Genomic DNA, 17,926 nt, shown 5'->3' with positions numbered 1-17,926 from the left:
AGGGCGGTGTACGACTCCATCCCGCCCACGGTGCGCATCTGGCTGCACCGCACGGCGGCTTCCGTGGTCTCCGACCCCGGTGTGCAGTTGAGCCACCGGGTGGCTGCCACACCCGGGCCGGACGCTCAGCTGGCCAATGCCTTGGAGGACTACGCCAGTGACCAGGCGCGCGCCGGTGTCTGGTCCGCCGTTGCCCGAGCCATGCTTGCCGCCTCCCGGCTCTCCGACCAACCCCAACAACGTGACCTGCGGCTGCTGCACGCCGTGGACGCCACGATCGGTTCCGGTGACCTGACGCAGGCTGCCACCTATCTGAGCACCATCGAGTCCTTCCCGTCCTCTCCCCTGCGCTCCTCCGTGTTGGGCCATCTGGCGGTGGTCACGGGGCAGTTCGCCAGTGCCAAGGCTCACCTGGACATGGCCTGGCGCACCGTACGCCCTGAACACGATCCCTCCACAGCGGCCCGAATCGCCCAACGGCAGGTGCTGCACGGTCTGGCCAACTGGGATGGTGCGGCCATGGTGGAGTGGTCCAACAAGACTCTGGAACTGGTGGATCGCGCGGCACCCGTGTGGGTTGCGGCAGAAGCCATCCACGGTCTGGGGCTCTTTGCCAGCCAGCAGGTCCAGGCCGCGGAAACGGTCTACCGCACCCGCATGACGGAGGCCGCAGAGACTGCCCAGAAGCAGCGCATTCAGATGGGCTACGCGTGGTTCGCCCTGCGCACCGACGACGTCGAGGCCGCTCACCTGCACTTCGAGGCCGCCATCCCCACGGAGTCCCGAGGCGGCTCCCTGCGCATCTCCCTGTGGGCCGAGGCCTGGCTGGCCCGGTGCCAACTGGTGCTGGGTGACTGGGACGCGGCTGCTGCCACCATTGCACGGGCCTCCGTCCGGCTGGAGTCCTCCGGCATGCGGCTCATGCGACCGCTGTTGTACTGGACCGCAGCCGAGCTCTACGCCATTCGGGGGGACTGGGACCGCGCCCAGCACTACGTCCAACTCACCACGGCGCCCAGCGACGGCTACCGCGCCATGGCGGTCCCCTCCGCTCTGGCGCGTGCCCGCTACCACGAGGCTCGTGCGGATTACGAGAGTGCTTACGAGGCCATGTACCCACTGCTGAGCACTGATCCCCAGTCCGTGGACAGATCATCGTTCTGGCCCTGGCAGGACACCATGGTCAATGTGCTGGTGATGACGGACCGCTTGGATGAGGCCGAGGAGTTTCTTAAGACCCAAGAGGCTCTGGCATCCGTTCCGGGCTCGGACACGGACCGTGCCCGTCTGGCGTGGGCTCGGGGGCGGTTGTTGGCGGCCCGCGGTGAGGCTGACGATGCCCGGCTGCACTTTGACAAGGCCCTGGAATGCCTGAACGCACACCACCGGCCGTATCTGAAAGCGCGGATTTGTTTCGCCTACGGTCAGAGCATGCGCCGGGCCGGCAAGCGACGCTTGGCCTCCTCCATTCTGCGCACTGCCCGGGAACTGTACGTGGCACTCGGCGCCAAGACCTACGTGACCCGTTGTGATCGAGAGTTGAAGGCAGCCGGAGTGGACACAGAGGCCGGCGTGCTGACCCAGGGTCTGGGGGCAGATGCTCCCGGCAGCACTCAATCCCAGGACACCGTGCAGTTGACCGCACAGGAGCAGGCCGTGGCGCAGTTCGTGGCCAGAGGTACCACCAACAAATAGGTGGCACGGGCCCTGTTCATCGCGGAGAAGACCGTGCAGTACCACCTGACCCGGATCTACGGGAGATACGGCATCCGCTCCCGCAGCGAACTGGCCGCCCGCTACCGCGCCGACAGCTGACCACTAGAGGCTCCGCCGCCCATCAGAGACACTTCCCCCTCGAGAAGTGACTTGCGCCGCCCATCGGCACTGATCAGCGGCACAAGTCACTGCTCGGAGGAGGTAAGCGGAACACGTCACCACTCAGTCCACGCGGTACTTCTCCAGCTTTTCGGGGTCGATCTGAGTGCCTGCACCAGGCACGGTGGGTACCGCGATCGCGCCGTCGCGGATCTGCAACGGCTCAGCCAGCAGGTCATCTGCCATGTCCAGGAAGTTGGACAGTTCCCCCGCCCGGCGGGAGGTGTGGGCCAACGCGGCACCGAAGACCACAGAGGCCACCGTGCCCACCTGGGTGTCGATCTGATTGCCTACGTACACGTCAACCCCGGCGGCCTCGGCAAAGGCCACCACCTTGGCTGATTCGGTGAACCCTGTCCGAGCGGTCTTCACCGCCAGCATGTTGGCACCTCCGGTCAGGATTTCCCGGGCTGCCTCCCCCAGGTTGGGAGCGGATTCATCTGCAGTGATGGGGATGGCCGACTGCGTCACCAGACGACGACGCCCCAGGACCTCCCTGGCATCATCAGGCTCTTCCAAAAAGGTCAGTCCCAACTCCGCGATCTGGCGCAAAACCTCTGCTGCTTGGTTGGCGCTCCACCCGCGGTTGGCGTCCATGTAGATCTCAACCTCCGGGCCCAGCCCTTCACGCAGCACGCGTGCGGCCTCCACGTCCAGGCCAACGGGGTGCCGCCCGGTCTTGAGCTTGAACGTGGTGATTCCGTACTGCTCACGGAACCCCAGGGCAAGGTCCAACAGTTCCTGCGCGGGCTTGAAACCCAGCATGTGGGACACCCGCATGTGGTCTGTGTACCCGCCCAGGAGCGTGCTGACCGGTTGCCCCAGAATCTGTCCCATGCAGTCCCACATGGCGATGTCCACCGCGCCCTTGGCGCATTCGTTGTGAATGGTGCGCGCCATGACGGCTTGGGCCTTTTCCCGGTCGAAAACCGAGAGACCAATGAGCTCCGGGGCAAAGACGTCCTGCACCACTGCCACGATCGACTTCTGCGTCTCTCCGTAGGTGTAGGGACGCGGAGGAGCATCCGCCCAGCCCACCACGCCGTCGTCGGTGGTGATCTTGATCAGGACGTGATCGGCGACGTGAACGGCCCCGGAGGCGAAGTGCAGGGGCGTGCGGTAGGGAATGGCGTAGGGGATCGCCTGGACGGCCGCGATCTTCATCGCTGAAGAGGCCTTTCATTCAGAGCTGTGGCCAGCGCATTGTTCTGGTTTCTATACTGAATCCCCGGTTGGATCATGGTCGGAAATATCAGTAGTGACCAGTGTGACGAAATTCGCCAGAAGTTGCGAGCGTCCTTCACGTCTCCAGGCAATTGCCAGCTCAACAATTGGCGCATTCTCCAGCTCGCGGTAGTGCACCCCTTGCAACTGAACCGCGCGCACGCTGGACGGCACCACCGCCACCCCCGCACCAGCTGCCACAAAAGAAAGCACCGTGGAGGTTTCCTGCGCAATGTGGGCCACCCGGTGCTTGAACCCAGCAGCACGGCAGAGCTCAACGGTTTCGCGATACACCACCGAGCCCGGCGGATAGGTCACGAATTTCTGGTCCGTCAGTTCCGGCATGGACACCGGCCGATCCTCTGCCAGCGGCGAGTGGGACGGGATGGCAACCATGAGCGGCTCGCGCTGCATGATCCGGTACTCGATCTCCTGACTGGTGACCGGCGGCCGCAAAATGGCGGCATCCAGACTCCGGTCCAGCAGGGCGGATTCCATGGCGGGGGTCAACATCTCCCCGTGCAGATCCACGTTCAGCCCCGGATAAGCCTGCCCGGCAGCGCGCACGATCTGCGGCATCACACTGTAGGTGGCCGATCCTGAGAACCCCACGCGCAGCACGCCCGTGGCACCTGCACCCACCTGGTAGACGTCCGCCTTGAGCGCCTCGACGTCGTTGACGATCGCCCGCCCACGATCAAGCAGCAACTCCCCCGCTGCCGTCAGATCCACCCGCCGGGTGGTCCGGTCAAACAGCTTGACGCCCAACTGTTCCTCCAACTGGCGGATCTGCTGGGAGAGCGGGGGCTGTGCAATGTGCAGTCGTTTTGCCGCTCGCCCGAAGTGGCGTTCCTCGGCCACGGCAATGAAGTAGTTGAGCTGGCGCAGGTCCACGGCCACCCCTCAGCCCTTGTGGCTCAGGTCGATTCCACGCCCTTGGAGGTCCTCCCGCACCAGTCGGCGTTGGATCTTGCCCAGCATGGTGCGCGGCAGGTCCTCCACCTCCACGATGCGCCGGGGAACCTTGTACCGGGTCACCTTGGCGTAGCAGTGCTCGCGCAGCGCGGATTCGTCAAAGCTGTGCCCCTCCGCGGAAATCACCGCGGCCACCACAACTTCCGTGCCGTCCTCGGTTTTCAGGCCCACGACGGCGGCGTCCTCCACGGCGTCGCTGGTCCGCAGAGCGGTTTCCACCTCGCTGGGGGCCACGTTGAAGCCACCGGTGATGATGATTTCCTTGAGACGGTCCACCACGGTGATGAACCCGTCGTCGTCCACGGTCACGATGTCCCCGGTGCGCAACCAACCGTCACGCAGGGATTCGGCGGTGGCATCCGGGCGCTTCCAGTAACCCTGGAAAACCTGCGGGCCCCGGACCCACAGCTCACCCTCTTGTCCCTTGTCCACGTCCTGCATGGTCTCCGGGTCCACGGTGCGGATCTGCGTGGACGGGAAAGGAATGCCGATGGATCCGGCCCGCCGGTGGTCATTGAGCGGGTTGCAGGAGACCAGGGGGGAACATTCGGTCAGCCCGTAGCCTTCAATCAGCATGCCGTGGGTGTGCTGTTCCCATTCGTCCACCAGGTGAACCGGCAGTGCCATGGCACCGGAGACACCCACCGTGACTCCCTCCAGGGAGACACCCTTCTCATCAGCGGCTTCCATGACCTTCTGGTAGACCGGCGGCACGGCGGGCAGCACGGTGGCCCGGTGCTTCTTCATGGCCCCGATGATCAGATCCGGGCGCGGGGTGGGGAACAGCACCAATGTGGCCCCCAAAGACATGGCAAAGGTCATGCCCAGGGTCAGCCCGAAGGCGTGGAAGAGCGGCAGCGCACCGTAGACCACTTCCTTGGACCCCGAATCCAACCACTCCCGCCCCATGACGGCATTGGACTCCAGGTTCCGGTGGGAGAGCATGGCGCCCTTGGGCAGGCCGGTGGTGCCGGAGGTGTACTGCAACACGGCAAGGTCGTGTGCCGTGGGGTACGGGTGATCGTGGGCGATCGGCGGGTGATTGACCAATTCCTTCCACGGCGTGGTGCCTGTGGCCGGTGCCGTCAGATTGGCCCGCTGTTGCCTGAGCTTCTTCAGCGGCAGCCTGAGTGCTGTGCGCATCAGGCGGGGCATGGCCTGGGTGATGTCCACGGAGATGATGTGTTCCAGACCCAGGTCCTTGGGCAAGGACTGCACTGCGGCCGCAGCCTTGTCCCACACGATGGCCACCCGCGCACCGTGGTCCTCGAACTGGTGACGCAACTCAGGAGCGGTGTAGAGCGGGTTGTGTTCCACCACCACGGCACCCAGACGCATGGCTGCATAAAACGCGACGATGTGTTGTGGGCAGTTGGGCAGCACGATGGCCACGCGGTCCCCTGCCTCAACACCCAGGTCCTTCAGCCCTTGAGCCACCCGCTCGACGTCCTTGCCGAGGTCCTCGTAGGTCACGTCCGCGCCGAAGAAGCTGACAGCCGGCTTGGGACCGAACTGCGCCACCGAGCGTTCGAACATGTGGCTCAGAGAGGTTTCCGCAAGGTCCAGATCATGGGGCACTCCGGCGTCGTAGCTGGCCTGCCAGGGCCGGGCGGCCAGGAACTCTCGGGAGGTTCCGGGAGCCGATGACGAGGAGGCGGGATTGTGCTCAGGCATACGCACGAGCCTACCTGGGGCAGTGCCGCCAGGTCCCGGTCAGGACCACCCCCACACCCCAAGAATCTTGTGGCAATTTCATCTAGATGGGGGTCTGGGCACGTCGTGGCGGCATCCGGCACCGTATAGTGAGGGTATCCACGAGATCGGATCCACCCGCTTAGGAGGCGGACGGAGCCGTGGGGGCTCGATGAAGTCGAAGTCTTCGGCGCCACCGGGGACCCCACACCCTGGCACCGTACGGCTCCCCCAAATCGACCCGAGGTGTCTTCATGCCGTCCACTCTTGTTGCCGTCGTCGACGATCACGAAGTCGTCCGTGAGGGCATTCGTCTGGTCTCCATGACGTCCCAGGCCGACGTCAAGCTGGTGGGCTCCGCTGCAACCGTGCCCGCGCTGCTGGACCAGTTGGGTCGGGACCCAGAGAACGCTGCACTGACCGCCTGCGGTGCCAAGCGCATCGAGTGTGAGGTGGTCCTGTTGGACCTCTCCCTGACGGACCGCTCCCGCCCCTCGGACAATGTGGAGAAACTGCGCCAGGCCGGGATGAAGGTCTTGATCTTCTCCGTGGGTGAGAACGCCGCCTTGATCCGTGAGGCACTGCGCGCCGGCGCACTGGGCCTGGTCCGCAAGTCCGAGCCCCTGGAGCACGCGATCGAGGAAGCTCGCAACATTGCCGAAGGCAAACCGGTGATCACCAAGGAGCTGGCAGCGGCCATTGACGGCGACGTCGAATTCGCCCGCGCCAACCTGTCTCCCCGCGAACAGGAGACGTTGCGCCTCTACGCATCCGGGTTCGCCCAGGTCCAGGTGGCCCGCCGTATGGGCATCAAGCAGTCCGCTGTGAAAACCAATATCGACCGCATCCGTGAGAAGTACGCACGCATCGGTCGCCCCGCCCCCACCAAGATCGACCTGCGCATCCGTGCGATCGAAGACGGTCTGGTGGAACCGGAGGCTGACGTCAATTCCGTGGAATTGCGCCTCTAGATCCTTGTTCCCGCGGTGCTGCGGTTGCCTCGCACTGCCCCGCGTTGTCGTTTCTGCACGTTAGGGACCCCACCCCCTCGTGAGCCACTCCGCCATCAGCCCCCAGCTCAACTACAAGCGCGTGCCCTCCCGCCTGCGCCGCTCTGGGCTACCTTCCATCACCTCCCCCACCGCACTTGGGCCCTACGCCTACCGGTTGTACTGGTTGTGTCAGATCTGTCTGGCAGTTTTCTCCTTCAGTCTGATCATCGAAAGCCTGCCGCGGTTGGAGCAGTTGGGGCAGAGTTTCTACTCCTGGAGTTTCGGCTTCCTGTTCCTGCACCTGGTCAACACCGTGGTGATCCTGTTTGTGGGAATCCAACGCAAAGTGGTGATCTGGCCTCTGGTGGTGCTCACGGTCCTGGGGTTTGCCGCCGTGGCCTGCATGCCCTTGATGACACCCCACACGGTGGCCACGCAGAACCCCTGGATCCCGTCGTTCTTCATGGTGGCTTCCCTTGCCGTGGTCTACGTCTGGGGCGTGGTCACGGCACTGGTCTACGCCGGTGTCTGCACAGCCCTGTACGCTACGTTCAGCGTGGTGCTGGACTCTTCCGTGGAGCAGGGCCTGCCCTGGGAGGCCAGTCTGACCCGGCTGATGTTCATGGTGGTGGCCATCATGCTGATCTCCACCATTCGCAAGGTGGGGGACAACGCCGATGAGGCCTACAATGATGCTCTGGCCCAGGCCACAGCCTCCAAGCGCTCACACAGCCAGGCCGAGGACCAGGAACGACTGGACCGGTTGATCCACGACAACGTGATGGCAGCCCTTCTGGATGCCTCACGCGCCCCCGGCGTCGTGTCCAAACGGACCAAAGAACTGGCCCAACGCGCCTTGGGCGTGTTGGCCTTTGAGGAGAAGCGGGCCTCCGGCACCGCCACCACCTTGGTCCATGTACTGGAGGACGAGCTGTTGGAGGCGCTGACTCCGTGGCGCTCCCGCGTCCGCTTCACCTCCCTGACCCCCAACATCCGCCCGGTGGGCCAACCACGGGCCTTCCTGTCCACGGAAATCGCTCAGGCACTGGTCCAGGCCGTGACTGAGGCCGTGGCCAACAGCGCTCGCCATTCCGGGGCGGACGTCACGTACGTGACAGTCAGCGGCGGCTCCTGCCCCCCAACGCCCATCAACCCGCAAGGCTTTTATCTGGGGTTCGACATCCAGGACCACGGCCGCGGTTTCTTGATGCGCAGCATGGACGAGCGCAGGTTGGGTGTGCGCGTCTCCATTGTCGGCAACGTACGCAACGTGGGCGGGGACGTGGAGATCAATTCCCCCCCTGCACTGTGGAACGCACGTGATGATCACCTGGCCCCGTGATGCCAAACTCGCGCAGTAAGCACTCAGCAGGCTCCAAACTGCGGCGTCGGCTGCTGAGCGGTTGGAGGCGCCGCAGATCAGTCGGCGGATTCGACGCCGCCTTTGAACATCCGTGGATGTATGCCGCCGGGACCCTGTTGTTCTTTCCTCCGGTGGCCGTGGGGCTGGCGCTGGTGGGTCAGGCTCAGAACACCAGTGCTCAGCTGGCTGCTGTGGTCTTCTACTGCATCAGCGTGCTGTTGGCGATCGTCCCGTGGGGTTCGCGCCATTTGGGGGATCTGCAGACGGTCACCTCCTCCCTGCTGATGGTCCTGTGCGTGGCCGTGTCCTTTGAGGCACTGCAGTTGACGGCCGATGCCTGGAGCGCACCGTGGTACTCACTGGGCATCCACGCCTACCTGGCCTGCCTGGTGGTTCGACGACGCCCCGGATGGGCCTGGGCCACCCTGTGCATCTCCATCGCCCTGGCTGTGACCTACGGTGCGCGTTCAGAGGTGGGCCCGTTGTTCGGTGCCTTGATGTTGGCCTCCTTGGTGGGTCTGCTGGTGGCAGCACAGATTTTGGTGGCGGAGATGGAACGTCTGTTCACACGACGCCGTGAAGCATGGTCCCTGGGCGTGACCGCCCGCACAACGGATGAGGAGAACCAGGATGCCGTGAACGCCTCCATCCGCCGAGTTCAGGAGGTTCGCCGTATGACGGGTGGGTTGTTGGAGCGGATTGCGCACGACAGCTCCCCGGTGACCGATTACGACATCTCCCAGTTCCGCCTCACGGAGGCACAACTGCGGGATTCGATCCGTGGGCGCTCCATCGCCAATCCCCGTTTGCTGGAGGTCACCCGCAATGCCCGTGACCGCGGGGTCAAGGTGGACATTCTGGATGAACGTGGAGCCTTGCTGCCCCCGGCCATCATGGAGGTGGTCACCGATCAGGCGATTCTGGTGCTGGATGCCGCCACGGCCGGTGCCGTGACCATCCGCGCCTTCCCGCCGGATGACCCAACAGCCGTGTTCATCGTTCATGATCCAGGCGATGACGACTCCGATGCCGTGGCCATTGAGATCGCCCAGCACACCGGGGAGATCTCCGTCTTTTGACGGGTCCTCTGGAGCACTCCGGCTCATGTGACCACCCGGAGTCCAGCGCTTAAGTCCTCCACAACCGATGGGTGGCACGCGGGTTCAGTGAACCGTCCACGGATGATGGGGTTCACCGCGGCATCACCCGGCATGCAGCTCGCGATGATCCGTACCGTGCGGTCATGGACACCACACAATCGTTCACCAGCCACGCACCCGCCCGTCACACCCAAGCGCTGCTGGGCCCCGCAGCCGTGTTGGATCAACCAGCTCTGTGTGCGGACGGGCTGCCCCGTTGCCCGTGGGCACTGAGTTCCTCCGTGATCCTGGAGGACCACGACACCCGGTGGGGCCGCACACCCGTTAGATCATCCGGGTGGTTCGAGGCCCTGGCCCTGGAGGTTTTCCAGGCCGGGCTGGCCCCCGGTACAGCTCTGGGCAGACACGGCGCACTGCGGGAGGCCTTCCGCGAATTCTCCCCTCACGATGCCGCGCTGCTGGACGACGACGACGTGGACGAGCTCCTGCTGGACCCACGTATGATCCGTAATCGCGCCAAGCTGGTGGCTGTGATTGGGGTGGCACGCGTGACCCAGGCCTGGGACACGGAGGACTGGGAGGAACTGTGCACCCCCGGCGCCGGCGAGCACCTCACCCAGGACCGGGACGCAATGGCCCGATCGTTGGCCGTCCGTTTGCGGGGGCTGGGTGTGGCCCATGTGGGACCCGGAATTGGACAGCACTTCCTGGCACGCACCGGTGTTCTGCCCGCGCATGTTCCCGGGTGCCACCACGAGTGACCTCCGTGGCGGCCACCCGGACAGAAACCTGGTGGGGCGTAGGCAGCCCTCCCCGGAAACACCTCTGGCAGGGGCGATGAAGGAAACGCCGCTGTTCAGTCCAGCAGCAGCGCAGGTTCCTCCAAGATCTTGGCCACATCCGCCATGAACCGCGCGGAAAGGTCACCATCCACCACACGGTGGTCAAAGGAGCCTCCCAGGGTGGTGATCCACCGCGGGATGATTTCTCCGTCCACCACCCATGGCTTCTGCTTGATGGTGCCAAAGGCCACAATCGCAACTTCACCGGGGTTGATGATCGGCGTGCCGATGTCGATGCCCAGGGAACCGATGTTGGTGATGGAGATGGTGCCGTTCTGCATGTCCCCCGGCTGCGTTTTGCCGGCGCGTGCAGTTTTGGTCAGGTCATCCAGCGCCACCGCGAGTTCGCGCAGGGACATGTCCTGGGCGTCCTTGATGTTGGGGACCATCAGGCCACGCGGGGTGGCGGCTGCAATGCCCAAGTTCATGTAGCGCTTGATGATGATTTCCGAATCCGTCCAGGTGGCATTGACCTGGGGGTTACGGGCGGTGGCCCAAATGATGGCTTTGGCCAGGATCAGCAGCGGTGTGACCTTGACGCCGTCAAAGTAGTCAGCCTCCTTGAGCCGCTTGACGAACTCCATGGTCCGGGAGGCGTCCACGTCCACAAAAATCGAGACGTGCGGAGCGGAGAACGCACTCTTGACCATGTTCTGCGCGGTCAGCTTGCGTACACCCTTGACGGGGATCCGTTGTGTCCGATCCCCTGCACCGGGGGCGTTGCCGGAAACCCAGAAGGAGTCAGGTCCGTCCGGGATTTCCCGCAGGTGAGCTGCGTAGGCGAGCAGGTCACGCTTGGTGACCTGGCCGGAGTCACCGGTGCCTGCCACGTCAGCCAGATCGATACCCATTTCCTTGGCCACCTTGCGCACGGGAGGCTTGGCCAGGGCAGGGCGCCGCGGAACGTCTGCGGCATCCGCGGCTGGGGCCTCCGTCGTCGTCGCCTTGGCACCGGAGGCTGCGTCCTGACGCTTGGTGTTCCACCAGGGGCCGCGCTCGGAGCCGGACTGCCCCAGACGGGTGCGGGAGATCAGGTCAGCGATTCCTTCCCCTAAACTGGGCCGTCCCGCGGACGGGGCTGCCGGGGCAGCGGGCTCAGGGGCGGGCGTGGGTGGCTGCACCTCCGTGGCTTGCCTGGGCTTACGACGACGCCGCAGCACGGGATCCGCCTTGGGGCCGGAGCCGACCAGTGCCTGGGTTCCCGGGCTGTCCGCACCTTCTACGGCTTGTTGGTGGGAACCGGCCTTGCCGTCCTGGTTGTCCCCCGAGCGGGCTGAGGCCCGGGAGGCCTGATCAGCCCCGCCCGTGTACCCGGGATCAGGGACGTTGCCGGGGGCTTCCGAGCTGTCCCCGATCACGATCAACGGGGTGCCGACCTCCACCGTCCGGCCCTCGTCCACCAGGAGATCCAGCACGGTGCCTTCCCAGGGGGAGGGCAGTTCCACCAGGGATTTGGCGGTTTCAATCTCCACCAGCACCTGGTCCACGGCCACGTCTTGACCGGCCGTGACCTTCCAGCTGACGATTTCAGCCTCGGTCAGTCCCTCGCCGACGTCGGGGAGGGCGAAAACCTCAGACATTGCAGTCTCCCTTCGGTTCGTTCCGCGCACCGTCCCGGGGTGCACAGGTCCTTGAACCAGTCCTCAGATCAGTACGCAAATGCTCGTTCCACCGCATCCAGGATGCGGTCCAGATCGGGGACGTAATTCTCTTCCATGCCCGCCGGCGGGTACGGAAGGTGGTATCCACCAACCCGCTGTACGGGCGCTTCCAGGCTGTAGAAACAACGATCCGTGATGCGGGCCGCAATCTCTGCGCCCAGCCCACCGAACACGGGGGCCTCATGGGCAACCACCATGCGACCCGTGCGGTTCACGGAGGCCTCCAGGGTGTCAAAGTCGATCGGGGACAGCGAGCGCAGATCCACCACTTCCACGGATTTTCCGTCCTGTGCCGCAGCTTCTGCCACGGCCATGGCCACGGGCACCAAGGGACCCCAGGTCACCAGCGTGAGTTGGTCACCTTCGCGGACAACCTGGGCGGTGAAAGGATCCTCCGTGGTGGGACGCAGCAGGTCCACCTCGCCCTTGAGCCAGTACCGCCGCTTGGGTTCCAGGAAGATCACCGGGTCCGGGCTGCTGATGCACTGCTGGATCATCCAGTAGGCGTCCTGCGGGGTGGAGGGCATCACGATCCGCAAACCGGCGGTGTGGGCAAAGAGGGCTTCCGGGGACTCCGAATGGTGTTCCACGGAGCCGATCACCCCGCCGCTGGGGATGCGGATGGTAACGGGAACGGGGACGTCGCCGTCGGAGCGGGCGTGCATCTTGGCCAGCTGGGTGGTGATCTGGTTGAAGGCAGGGAAGGTGAAACCGTCGAACTGGATTTCGCACACGGGCCGGTAGCCGCGCATGGCCATGCCCACCGCCGTGCCAACAATCCCGGCCTCACCCAGGGGTGTGTCCCGTACCCGGTGGGCCCCAAAATCTCCCTTGAGACCTTCCGTGATGCGGTACACCCCGCCCAGGGATCCGATGTCCTCACCCATCAGAAGCACCTTGGGGTCATCCGTCAGGGCTCGGCGCATGCCCAGGTTCAGGGCCTTGGCCATGGTGGTGCGCAACGTGGACTCCGAGTCGTCGAGCTGGTTCATGCCCGCCCTGCTTCCGTAACTGAGTGATCATCACTGCCCGCCAGGGACTGGTCGGCGCCATCTGTCAGGAAGGAGTCCTGGTAGTCGCGATACCACTGGCGCTCTTCCTCCACCAGGGGGTGCTGGGCTGCGTAGACCACGTCAAAGCGCTGCTCCAGGTCTTGTGGTCCACCGTCCAGGATCCCGGCACGGGTTTCCTTGATCCAGGCGTCGGTCTCGGCCTCCAGATCGGTGAAGTAGTCCTGATCCACCCCGTACTCGTGGTTCAACAGAGCTTTGGTGCGCAGCAGGGGGTCCCGTGTGGCCCACCGCTGTTCTTCATCCGTACGGCGGTACTTGGTGGGGTCATCGGCGGTGGTGTGTGCTCCGAGCCGGAAGGTTTCGGCCTCGATCATCACGGGGCCGCGTCCTTCGCGGGCTTCTGCCACGGCCCATCGGGTCACGGCCAGGACCGCCAGCGGATCGTTGCCGTCCACCCGGACACCTTCAAAACCGTAGCCCGCCGCACGTGTGGCCAGCGGTACGCGGGACTGGGTGGAGAAGGGCACGGAGATGGCCCACTGGTTGTTCTGCACAAAGAACACCACGGGGGCGTCATAGGAGGCTGCAAACACCATGGATTCGTGCACTTCACCTTCGGTGGATGCGCCGTCGCCGTAGTAGACCAGGACAGCAGCTTCCGGAGGCTGTGATTCACCGGCCAGTTGCGCCAACGTGGCGTCCTGGGTGATGCCCATGGCATACCCCACGGCGTGGGGCACTTGGGAGCCCAGCACCAGGGAGTAGATGTGTGTTTTGGTCTCTGACGGCTTCCAGCTGGAGGCTGCATGGCCACGGAACTGAGTCATCATCTGATCGGCCGGTACGCCGCGTTCCAGGATCACCGCGTGCTCACGGTAAGACGGGAACACGTAGTCGTGCTCTCCCACGGCACGTGCTGAGCCCACCTGTGCGGCTTCCTGGCCGCGCAGTGGGGGCCACAGCACTATCTGCCCCTGTCGTTGCAGTGCAGTGCACATCTCATCCAGCCGCCGGGCCCGGAACATGGAGCGGTACAGGCTCTGCACGGTCTGAACATCCACGTCCTCAACCCACGGTCCAAAGCGTGAGTTCTCACACCGCTGGCCGTTTTCATCCAGCAGACGGACCACGTCCAGTGCGGATTCCACCGTTGCCGGGTGCGCTCCCGTGCCGGCGGTGGCACGGGCGTCGTGCGGATCCAGCAGCTGCGGGGAGGTGTTCGGCGTTGGTGTCATGTGGACGCCCCCTGGTGTGACAGTGGTGTGAGGATCGGCTGCCGCACCACCCGGCCGGGTCTCGGAAGGACCCGCGACGTGGCACGTTGGTATGAGTCAGGAGCTTACGGGACGGGGTGCCCGGGTGCGGAAGGCAGGGGTGAGAAGTTCCGACACACTCGCAGGAAACGGTCGTTTGCCTCTGGCTCTCCGATGGTCACGCGCACACCTTCTCCGGCGAATCCCCGCACCGCCAACGCCTGCTCCGTACAGGCGGCCACAAACCGCTCGGAATCCTCCCCCAGATCCAGCCAGACAAAGTTTGCCTGAGTGCCCGGGACCCAGCAGCCCATCTGTGCAAGCTCTGCTTGGACACGGTCCCGTTCGGCGGTGATCCGGTTGACCCGTTGTGCCACCTGATCCGGGTTGGCCAAGGTGGCCACCGCGGCCGCCTGGGCCAGTTCAGTCACGGCAAAGGGCACGGTGACCTTGCGCAGTTGTTGGGTGATGGGCTGTTGAGACAGGCTGAATCCCACCCGCAGTCCGGCCAGCCCGTGGGCCTTGGAGAACGTCCGCAGCGCCACCACATTGGGATGGGCCTGGTAGGTGCGCACTCCTTCCACCACATCAGGGTCGGACTGGAACTCCCGGTAGGCCTCGTCCACCACCACCACGACGTCGTCGGGCACCTTGGCCAGGAAATCATCCACTGCCGCCTGGCTCAGGGAGGGGCCGGTGGGGTTGTTGGGTGAACACAACAGGATCACCCGGGTGCGTTCGGTGACGGCGGCCAGCATGGCCTCCAGGTCATGGGAACCGTCCGGGCGGTTGGGCACCTGGACGTTGGCCGCACCCGCCGTGGTGACCAGGATCGGGTAGGCCTCAAAGGACCGCCAGGAGTAGAGGACCTCATCGGCCACCCCGTCGGCACCGGTCCCGGCAAAAGCAGCGATGATCTGGGACAGTGCCCCCAGGCTGCCGGCTGCCGTGACCACGTCCTCGGCAGGCACCCCCAGAGTTTGTGCGATCTGTTCCCGCAACCGGACCGTGGCCGGATCTGGGTACCGGTGCACACCAGCTGCAGCGTGGGCAATGGCCTCCTGGGCAGCGGGCACTGGCCCCCACGGGTTCTCGTTGGAGGAGAGCTTGTAGGCCACCAGGCCCTCAACGGGAACCGGGGGTTTGCCTGCGGCATAGGAGGGCAGCGCACTCAGTGCAGCGCGGGGTCGAATGGGGCTCATGGCCTCACTGTAACGCCCGCGCCATCGGGGTCACTTCAAAGAGCGGATCGGAAGATGGTGGAAGAATGTTCCGCATGGCTCAGACCCCTTCAGCACCTGCAGCATCCGACTCCCTCTACCTGGAACCCACCCTGTTGGACTCGGGACGGGTTTCCCTGGCCCAGGCTGAACCCGCCGTGGCCTTGGGCGCCCTGGACGGGCGTTACCGGCCCGCCGTGGCGGCTCTGGTGGATCATCTGTCCGAGGCTGCGTTGAATCGCAACCGGGTGCACGTGGAGGTCGAGTGGTTCATCCACCTCTGCGAAAACTCCGTACTGCCCGGGCTGCCCACCTTGAGCCCGGAGCAGGCCTCCGGTTTGCGCCAGATCGTCCTGGACTTCGACTCCGCAGCGATTGCCGAACTGGCACAGATCGAGGCCGTGACGGTCCACGACGTCAAGGCGGTGGAGTACTTCATCGGGCGTCGGCTGGCCGACCTGGGACTGGATGACCTCAAGCCCCTGGTTCACTTTGCGTGCACCTCAGAAGACATCAACAACCTGGCCTACGCAGTCGGCATCCGGGATGCCGTCCTGGATGTCTGGGTGCCGGCAGCCCGCGCCCTGGTGGAGCAGATCTCCGGTATGGCCCGGGAGTCCTCGGAGGTGCCCATGCTCTCCCGGACCCACGGCCAGCCGGCCACCCCCACCACGCTGGGCAAGGAACTGGCGGTGTTCGCCCACCGTCTGAACCGCCAGATCCAGCGCGTTCAGACCACACAGTTCCTGGGCAAGATCAATGGCGCCACCGGCACCTACGCAGCCCACAGCGTTGCTGCCCCGGATGCCGACTGGCAGCAGATTTCACGTCAGTTCGTGGAGTCGCTGGGGCTGACCTGGAACCCGCTGACCACGCAGATCGAGTCCCATGACTGGCAGGCAGAGCTCTACGCGGACGTGGCCCGGTTCAACCGGATCCTGCACAACTTGTGCACGGATGTCTGGTCATACATCTCCATCGGATTCTTCCGCCAGGTGCCCGTGGCCGGTGCCACCGGCTCCTCCACCATGCCGCACAAGGTCAACCCCATCCGGTTCGAGAACGCAGAGGCCAATCTGGAGATCTCGTGTTCGCTGCTGGACACCCTGGGTGCCACCCTGGTGACTTCCCGCTGGCAGCGTGACCTCACGGATTCCTCCTCCCAGCGCAACATCGGCACCGCTTTCGGCCACAGCCTGCTGGCCATCTCCAACGTGGCCAAGGGCCTGGAGCGCTTGGATGTTGCCGATGACGTCATGGCCGCCGATCTGGAAGCCAACTGGGAGGTCCTGGGCGAAGCCATCCAGACCGTGATGCGGGCCGAGGCCATTGCCGGCACCCCCGGCATGGATGACCCCTATGAGCGCCTCAAGGAACTCACGCGCGGTCACCGTGTGGACAGCACACGCATGCAGGAGTTCGTGGCGGATCTGGGCCTGAGCCCCGCAGCTCACCAGCGACTGAGTCAGCTGAGCCCGGCCACCTACACAGGTGGGGCTGCCTCCCTGGTCTCCCACCTGGACTGAGGCCCCACACCCTGCACGACGACGACGGGCCCACGTTTCACATCCAGTGAAACGCGGGCCCGCCGTGACTCTTTGCACCGGTGACAACCGACCCGGTGCGTCAGGAAGCGCGGGGCACCCATCCTGGCGTACGTACCCGCCGCCGCCACGGTGTTCCGGTGCGCGGTCCCACGAACTCTGCTTCAGCTCCTGCTCGGGCCAAGTGGTCCTGGGCCACATCCCCCAAGCGCTGCGCCATCAGAACAAACGTGATGGCCTGGACGGCATCCTCTGCGCCCACGGCCACACGGTCCCACCAGGCAGTGGGTGCCGTGTTCTGCGCAGCCTGGTCTTCTGCAGGTTCCATCTGACCGGTGCTCTCACCGGTCGGCACCACGCCATGGGTGTGCAGCACAGCAAAGGACCTCAACCCACAGCGCAATGGAGACTCCAGAGCCGCAAACCCCTGCCCCAATGCGTCACTGATTTCCCACGCAGCCCCCACACTGACCACCGCCGGGCCCACCACCACGGCGAGGCTTGCCGCCGGGTCCTGCATGATCACCTGCGCCACGATCTCCTCGGCCGCCCACGCACAGCCGAGGTTCCAGAGGTCAAGAACGGTGCCCTGGCGCAGGTACAGGGTGGAGGTGTCGGCGTCGAACTCATAGGGCGCATCCCTGCCCGTCCGAGCCGCGGTGCCGGCTGACCCCGTGGCAGACATTCCGACGACGTGATCCACCAGGCCACCGCTGAGGCGCGAGGCTTCCTGGGCATGAAGAAGGATGGCGCACAGCACCGGGGAGACGTCCATGGTGACGTCGTCGTGAGCGGCAAAAGCGTTGAGCAGCGCGATCTCGGAATCCACGCGGTCCCGGTCGACCGCCGTGGAGAGTTGTTCCAGGACGTCGTCCGCCACGCTGCAGGCAATCAGACGAGTCAGGGATTCCGTGGCATGCACTGCGCGGGTGGCGTTGAGCAACCGGCTGGTGCGGCGAACCGCGGGGATGGTCATGGTGGGGTCCTCTGGAGGGGGGTGAGGATGAGCGGATCGTGAACTGCGGGCGGTGAGCCGAATCAGAGGCACCTCCCGATCGATCCCCTGAAGCTCAACGTCTAGACATTTTGTCAGCCCAGAAGATACCGAACTTGGAACTTCCTGGGAACCCCAGCCTGACACAAGCGCGTGTGATGTAACCAACTTGTAGGTA

Annotated in this window: 15 protein-coding genes; 7 read left to right on the top strand and 8 right to left on the bottom strand. The window is 64.9% G+C overall.

Annotated features, from left to right (window positions below; all coding sequences use genetic code 11):
• Window positions 1–6: 6 nt before the first annotated feature.
• Entirely contained in the window at window positions 7–1,695 is a 1,689-nt protein-coding gene (locus tag GTW58_RS14440; RefSeq protein WP_232817916.1) for a tetratricopeptide repeat protein, read from the top strand.
• Window positions 1,696–1,815 carry a LuxR C-terminal-related transcriptional regulator gene (locus GTW58_RS14435; protein WP_231559437.1) on the top strand — a complete coding sequence of 40 codons (120 nt, stop codon included), beginning with the start codon at window positions 1,696–1,698 and terminating at the stop codon, window positions 1,813–1,815.
• 123 nt (window positions 1,816–1,938) lie between these two features.
• On the opposite strand, the gene GTW58_RS00955 is transcribed toward GTW58_RS14435, so the two are convergent.
• Genes GTW58_RS00955 through GTW58_RS00945 form a run of 3 tightly spaced genes read right to left on the bottom strand, consistent with a single transcriptional unit; the run spans window position 1,939 to window position 5,748 of the window.
• Window positions 1,939–3,039: a mandelate racemase/muconate lactonizing enzyme family protein gene (locus GTW58_RS00955; protein WP_119932167.1), complete on the bottom strand. Its 1,101-nt coding sequence runs from the start codon at window positions 3,037–3,039 to the stop codon at window positions 1,939–1,941.
• 51 nt (window positions 3,040–3,090) lie between these two features.
• Entirely contained in the window at window positions 3,091–3,993 is a 903-nt protein-coding gene (locus GTW58_RS00950; protein ID WP_119932204.1) for a LysR family transcriptional regulator, read from the bottom strand.
• A gap of 9 nt (window positions 3,994–4,002) precedes the next feature.
• Window positions 4,003–5,748 (bottom strand): long-chain-fatty-acid--CoA ligase, encoded by a 1,746-nt coding sequence (locus GTW58_RS00945; RefSeq protein ID WP_119932166.1) that lies wholly within the window; start codon window positions 5,746–5,748, stop codon window positions 4,003–4,005.
• A gap of 272 nt (window positions 5,749–6,020) precedes the next feature.
• On the opposite strand from GTW58_RS00945, the gene GTW58_RS00940 reads away from it, so the two are divergent.
• The 4 genes from GTW58_RS00940 (at window position 6,021) to GTW58_RS00925 (ending at window position 9,982) form a co-directional block, all read left to right on the top strand.
• Complete coding sequence (locus GTW58_RS00940; protein WP_047690912.1) at window positions 6,021–6,737, top strand: LuxR C-terminal-related transcriptional regulator; 717 nt, start codon at window positions 6,021–6,023, stop codon at window positions 6,735–6,737.
• Between the two features lie 79 nt (window positions 6,738–6,816).
• Window positions 6,817–8,100 carry a sensor histidine kinase gene (locus GTW58_RS00935; RefSeq protein ID WP_168023440.1) on the top strand — a complete coding sequence of 428 codons (1,284 nt, stop codon included), beginning with the start codon at window positions 6,817–6,819 and terminating at the stop codon, window positions 8,098–8,100.
• Window positions 8,100–9,200, top strand: a complete 1,101-nt coding sequence (locus GTW58_RS00930) for a hypothetical protein (protein ID WP_157980418.1) — start codon at window positions 8,100–8,102, stop codon at window positions 9,198–9,200. Before GTW58_RS00935 ends, GTW58_RS00930 begins: the two co-directional genes overlap by 1 nt.
• A gap of 164 nt (window positions 9,201–9,364) precedes the next feature.
• Complete coding sequence (locus GTW58_RS00925) at window positions 9,365–9,982, top strand: DNA-3-methyladenine glycosylase I (RefSeq protein WP_156125288.1); 618 nt, start codon at window positions 9,365–9,367, stop codon at window positions 9,980–9,982.
• Window positions 9,983–10,077: 95 nt separating this feature from the next.
• Here GTW58_RS00925 and GTW58_RS00920 read toward each other — a convergent pair whose 3' ends face one another.
• The 4 genes from GTW58_RS00920 to hisC all read right to left on the bottom strand — a co-directional run bounded on the left by GTW58_RS00920 (window position 10,078) and on the right by hisC (window position 15,192).
• Window positions 10,078–11,643, bottom strand: coding sequence for a dihydrolipoamide acetyltransferase family protein (locus GTW58_RS00920; protein WP_047688383.1), 1,566 nt, complete (start codon window positions 11,641–11,643; stop codon window positions 10,078–10,080).
• Window positions 11,644–11,711: 68 nt separating this feature from the next.
• A complete protein-coding gene (locus tag GTW58_RS00915; protein WP_052209319.1) occupies window positions 11,712–12,716 on the bottom strand; it encodes an alpha-ketoacid dehydrogenase subunit beta in 1,005 nt (334 codons plus the stop codon).
• Entirely contained in the window at window positions 12,713–13,972 is a 1,260-nt protein-coding gene (locus tag GTW58_RS00910) for a thiamine pyrophosphate-dependent enzyme (RefSeq protein WP_119932164.1), read from the bottom strand. The genes GTW58_RS00915 and GTW58_RS00910 overlap by 4 nt, the downstream gene beginning before the upstream one ends.
• 104 nt (window positions 13,973–14,076) lie before the next feature.
• Window positions 14,077–15,192: a histidinol-phosphate transaminase gene (gene hisC, locus GTW58_RS00905; protein WP_119932163.1), complete on the bottom strand. Its 1,116-nt coding sequence runs from the start codon at window positions 15,190–15,192 to the stop codon at window positions 14,077–14,079.
• A 74-nt stretch (window positions 15,193–15,266) separates the two neighbouring features.
• Here hisC and purB point away from each other — a divergent pair, with 74 nt between their 5' ends.
• Entirely contained in the window at window positions 15,267–16,736 is a 1,470-nt protein-coding gene (gene purB / locus GTW58_RS00900) for an adenylosuccinate lyase (protein WP_119932203.1), read from the top strand.
• 100 nt (window positions 16,737–16,836) lie between these two features.
• On the opposite strand, the gene GTW58_RS00895 is transcribed toward purB, so the two are convergent.
• Entirely contained in the window at window positions 16,837–17,730 is an 894-nt protein-coding gene (locus GTW58_RS00895) for an FAD:protein FMN transferase (protein WP_119932162.1), read from the bottom strand.
• Window positions 17,731–17,926: the final 196 nt, after the last annotated feature.

The sequence above is a fragment of the Kocuria subflava genome (assembly GCF_012163155.1).
GTDB lineage: Bacteria > Actinomycetota > Actinomycetes > Actinomycetales > Micrococcaceae > Kocuria > Kocuria subflava.
Note: the sequence above shows the minus strand (reverse complement) of the source record. Positions and strands in the feature narration are given on the sequence as shown.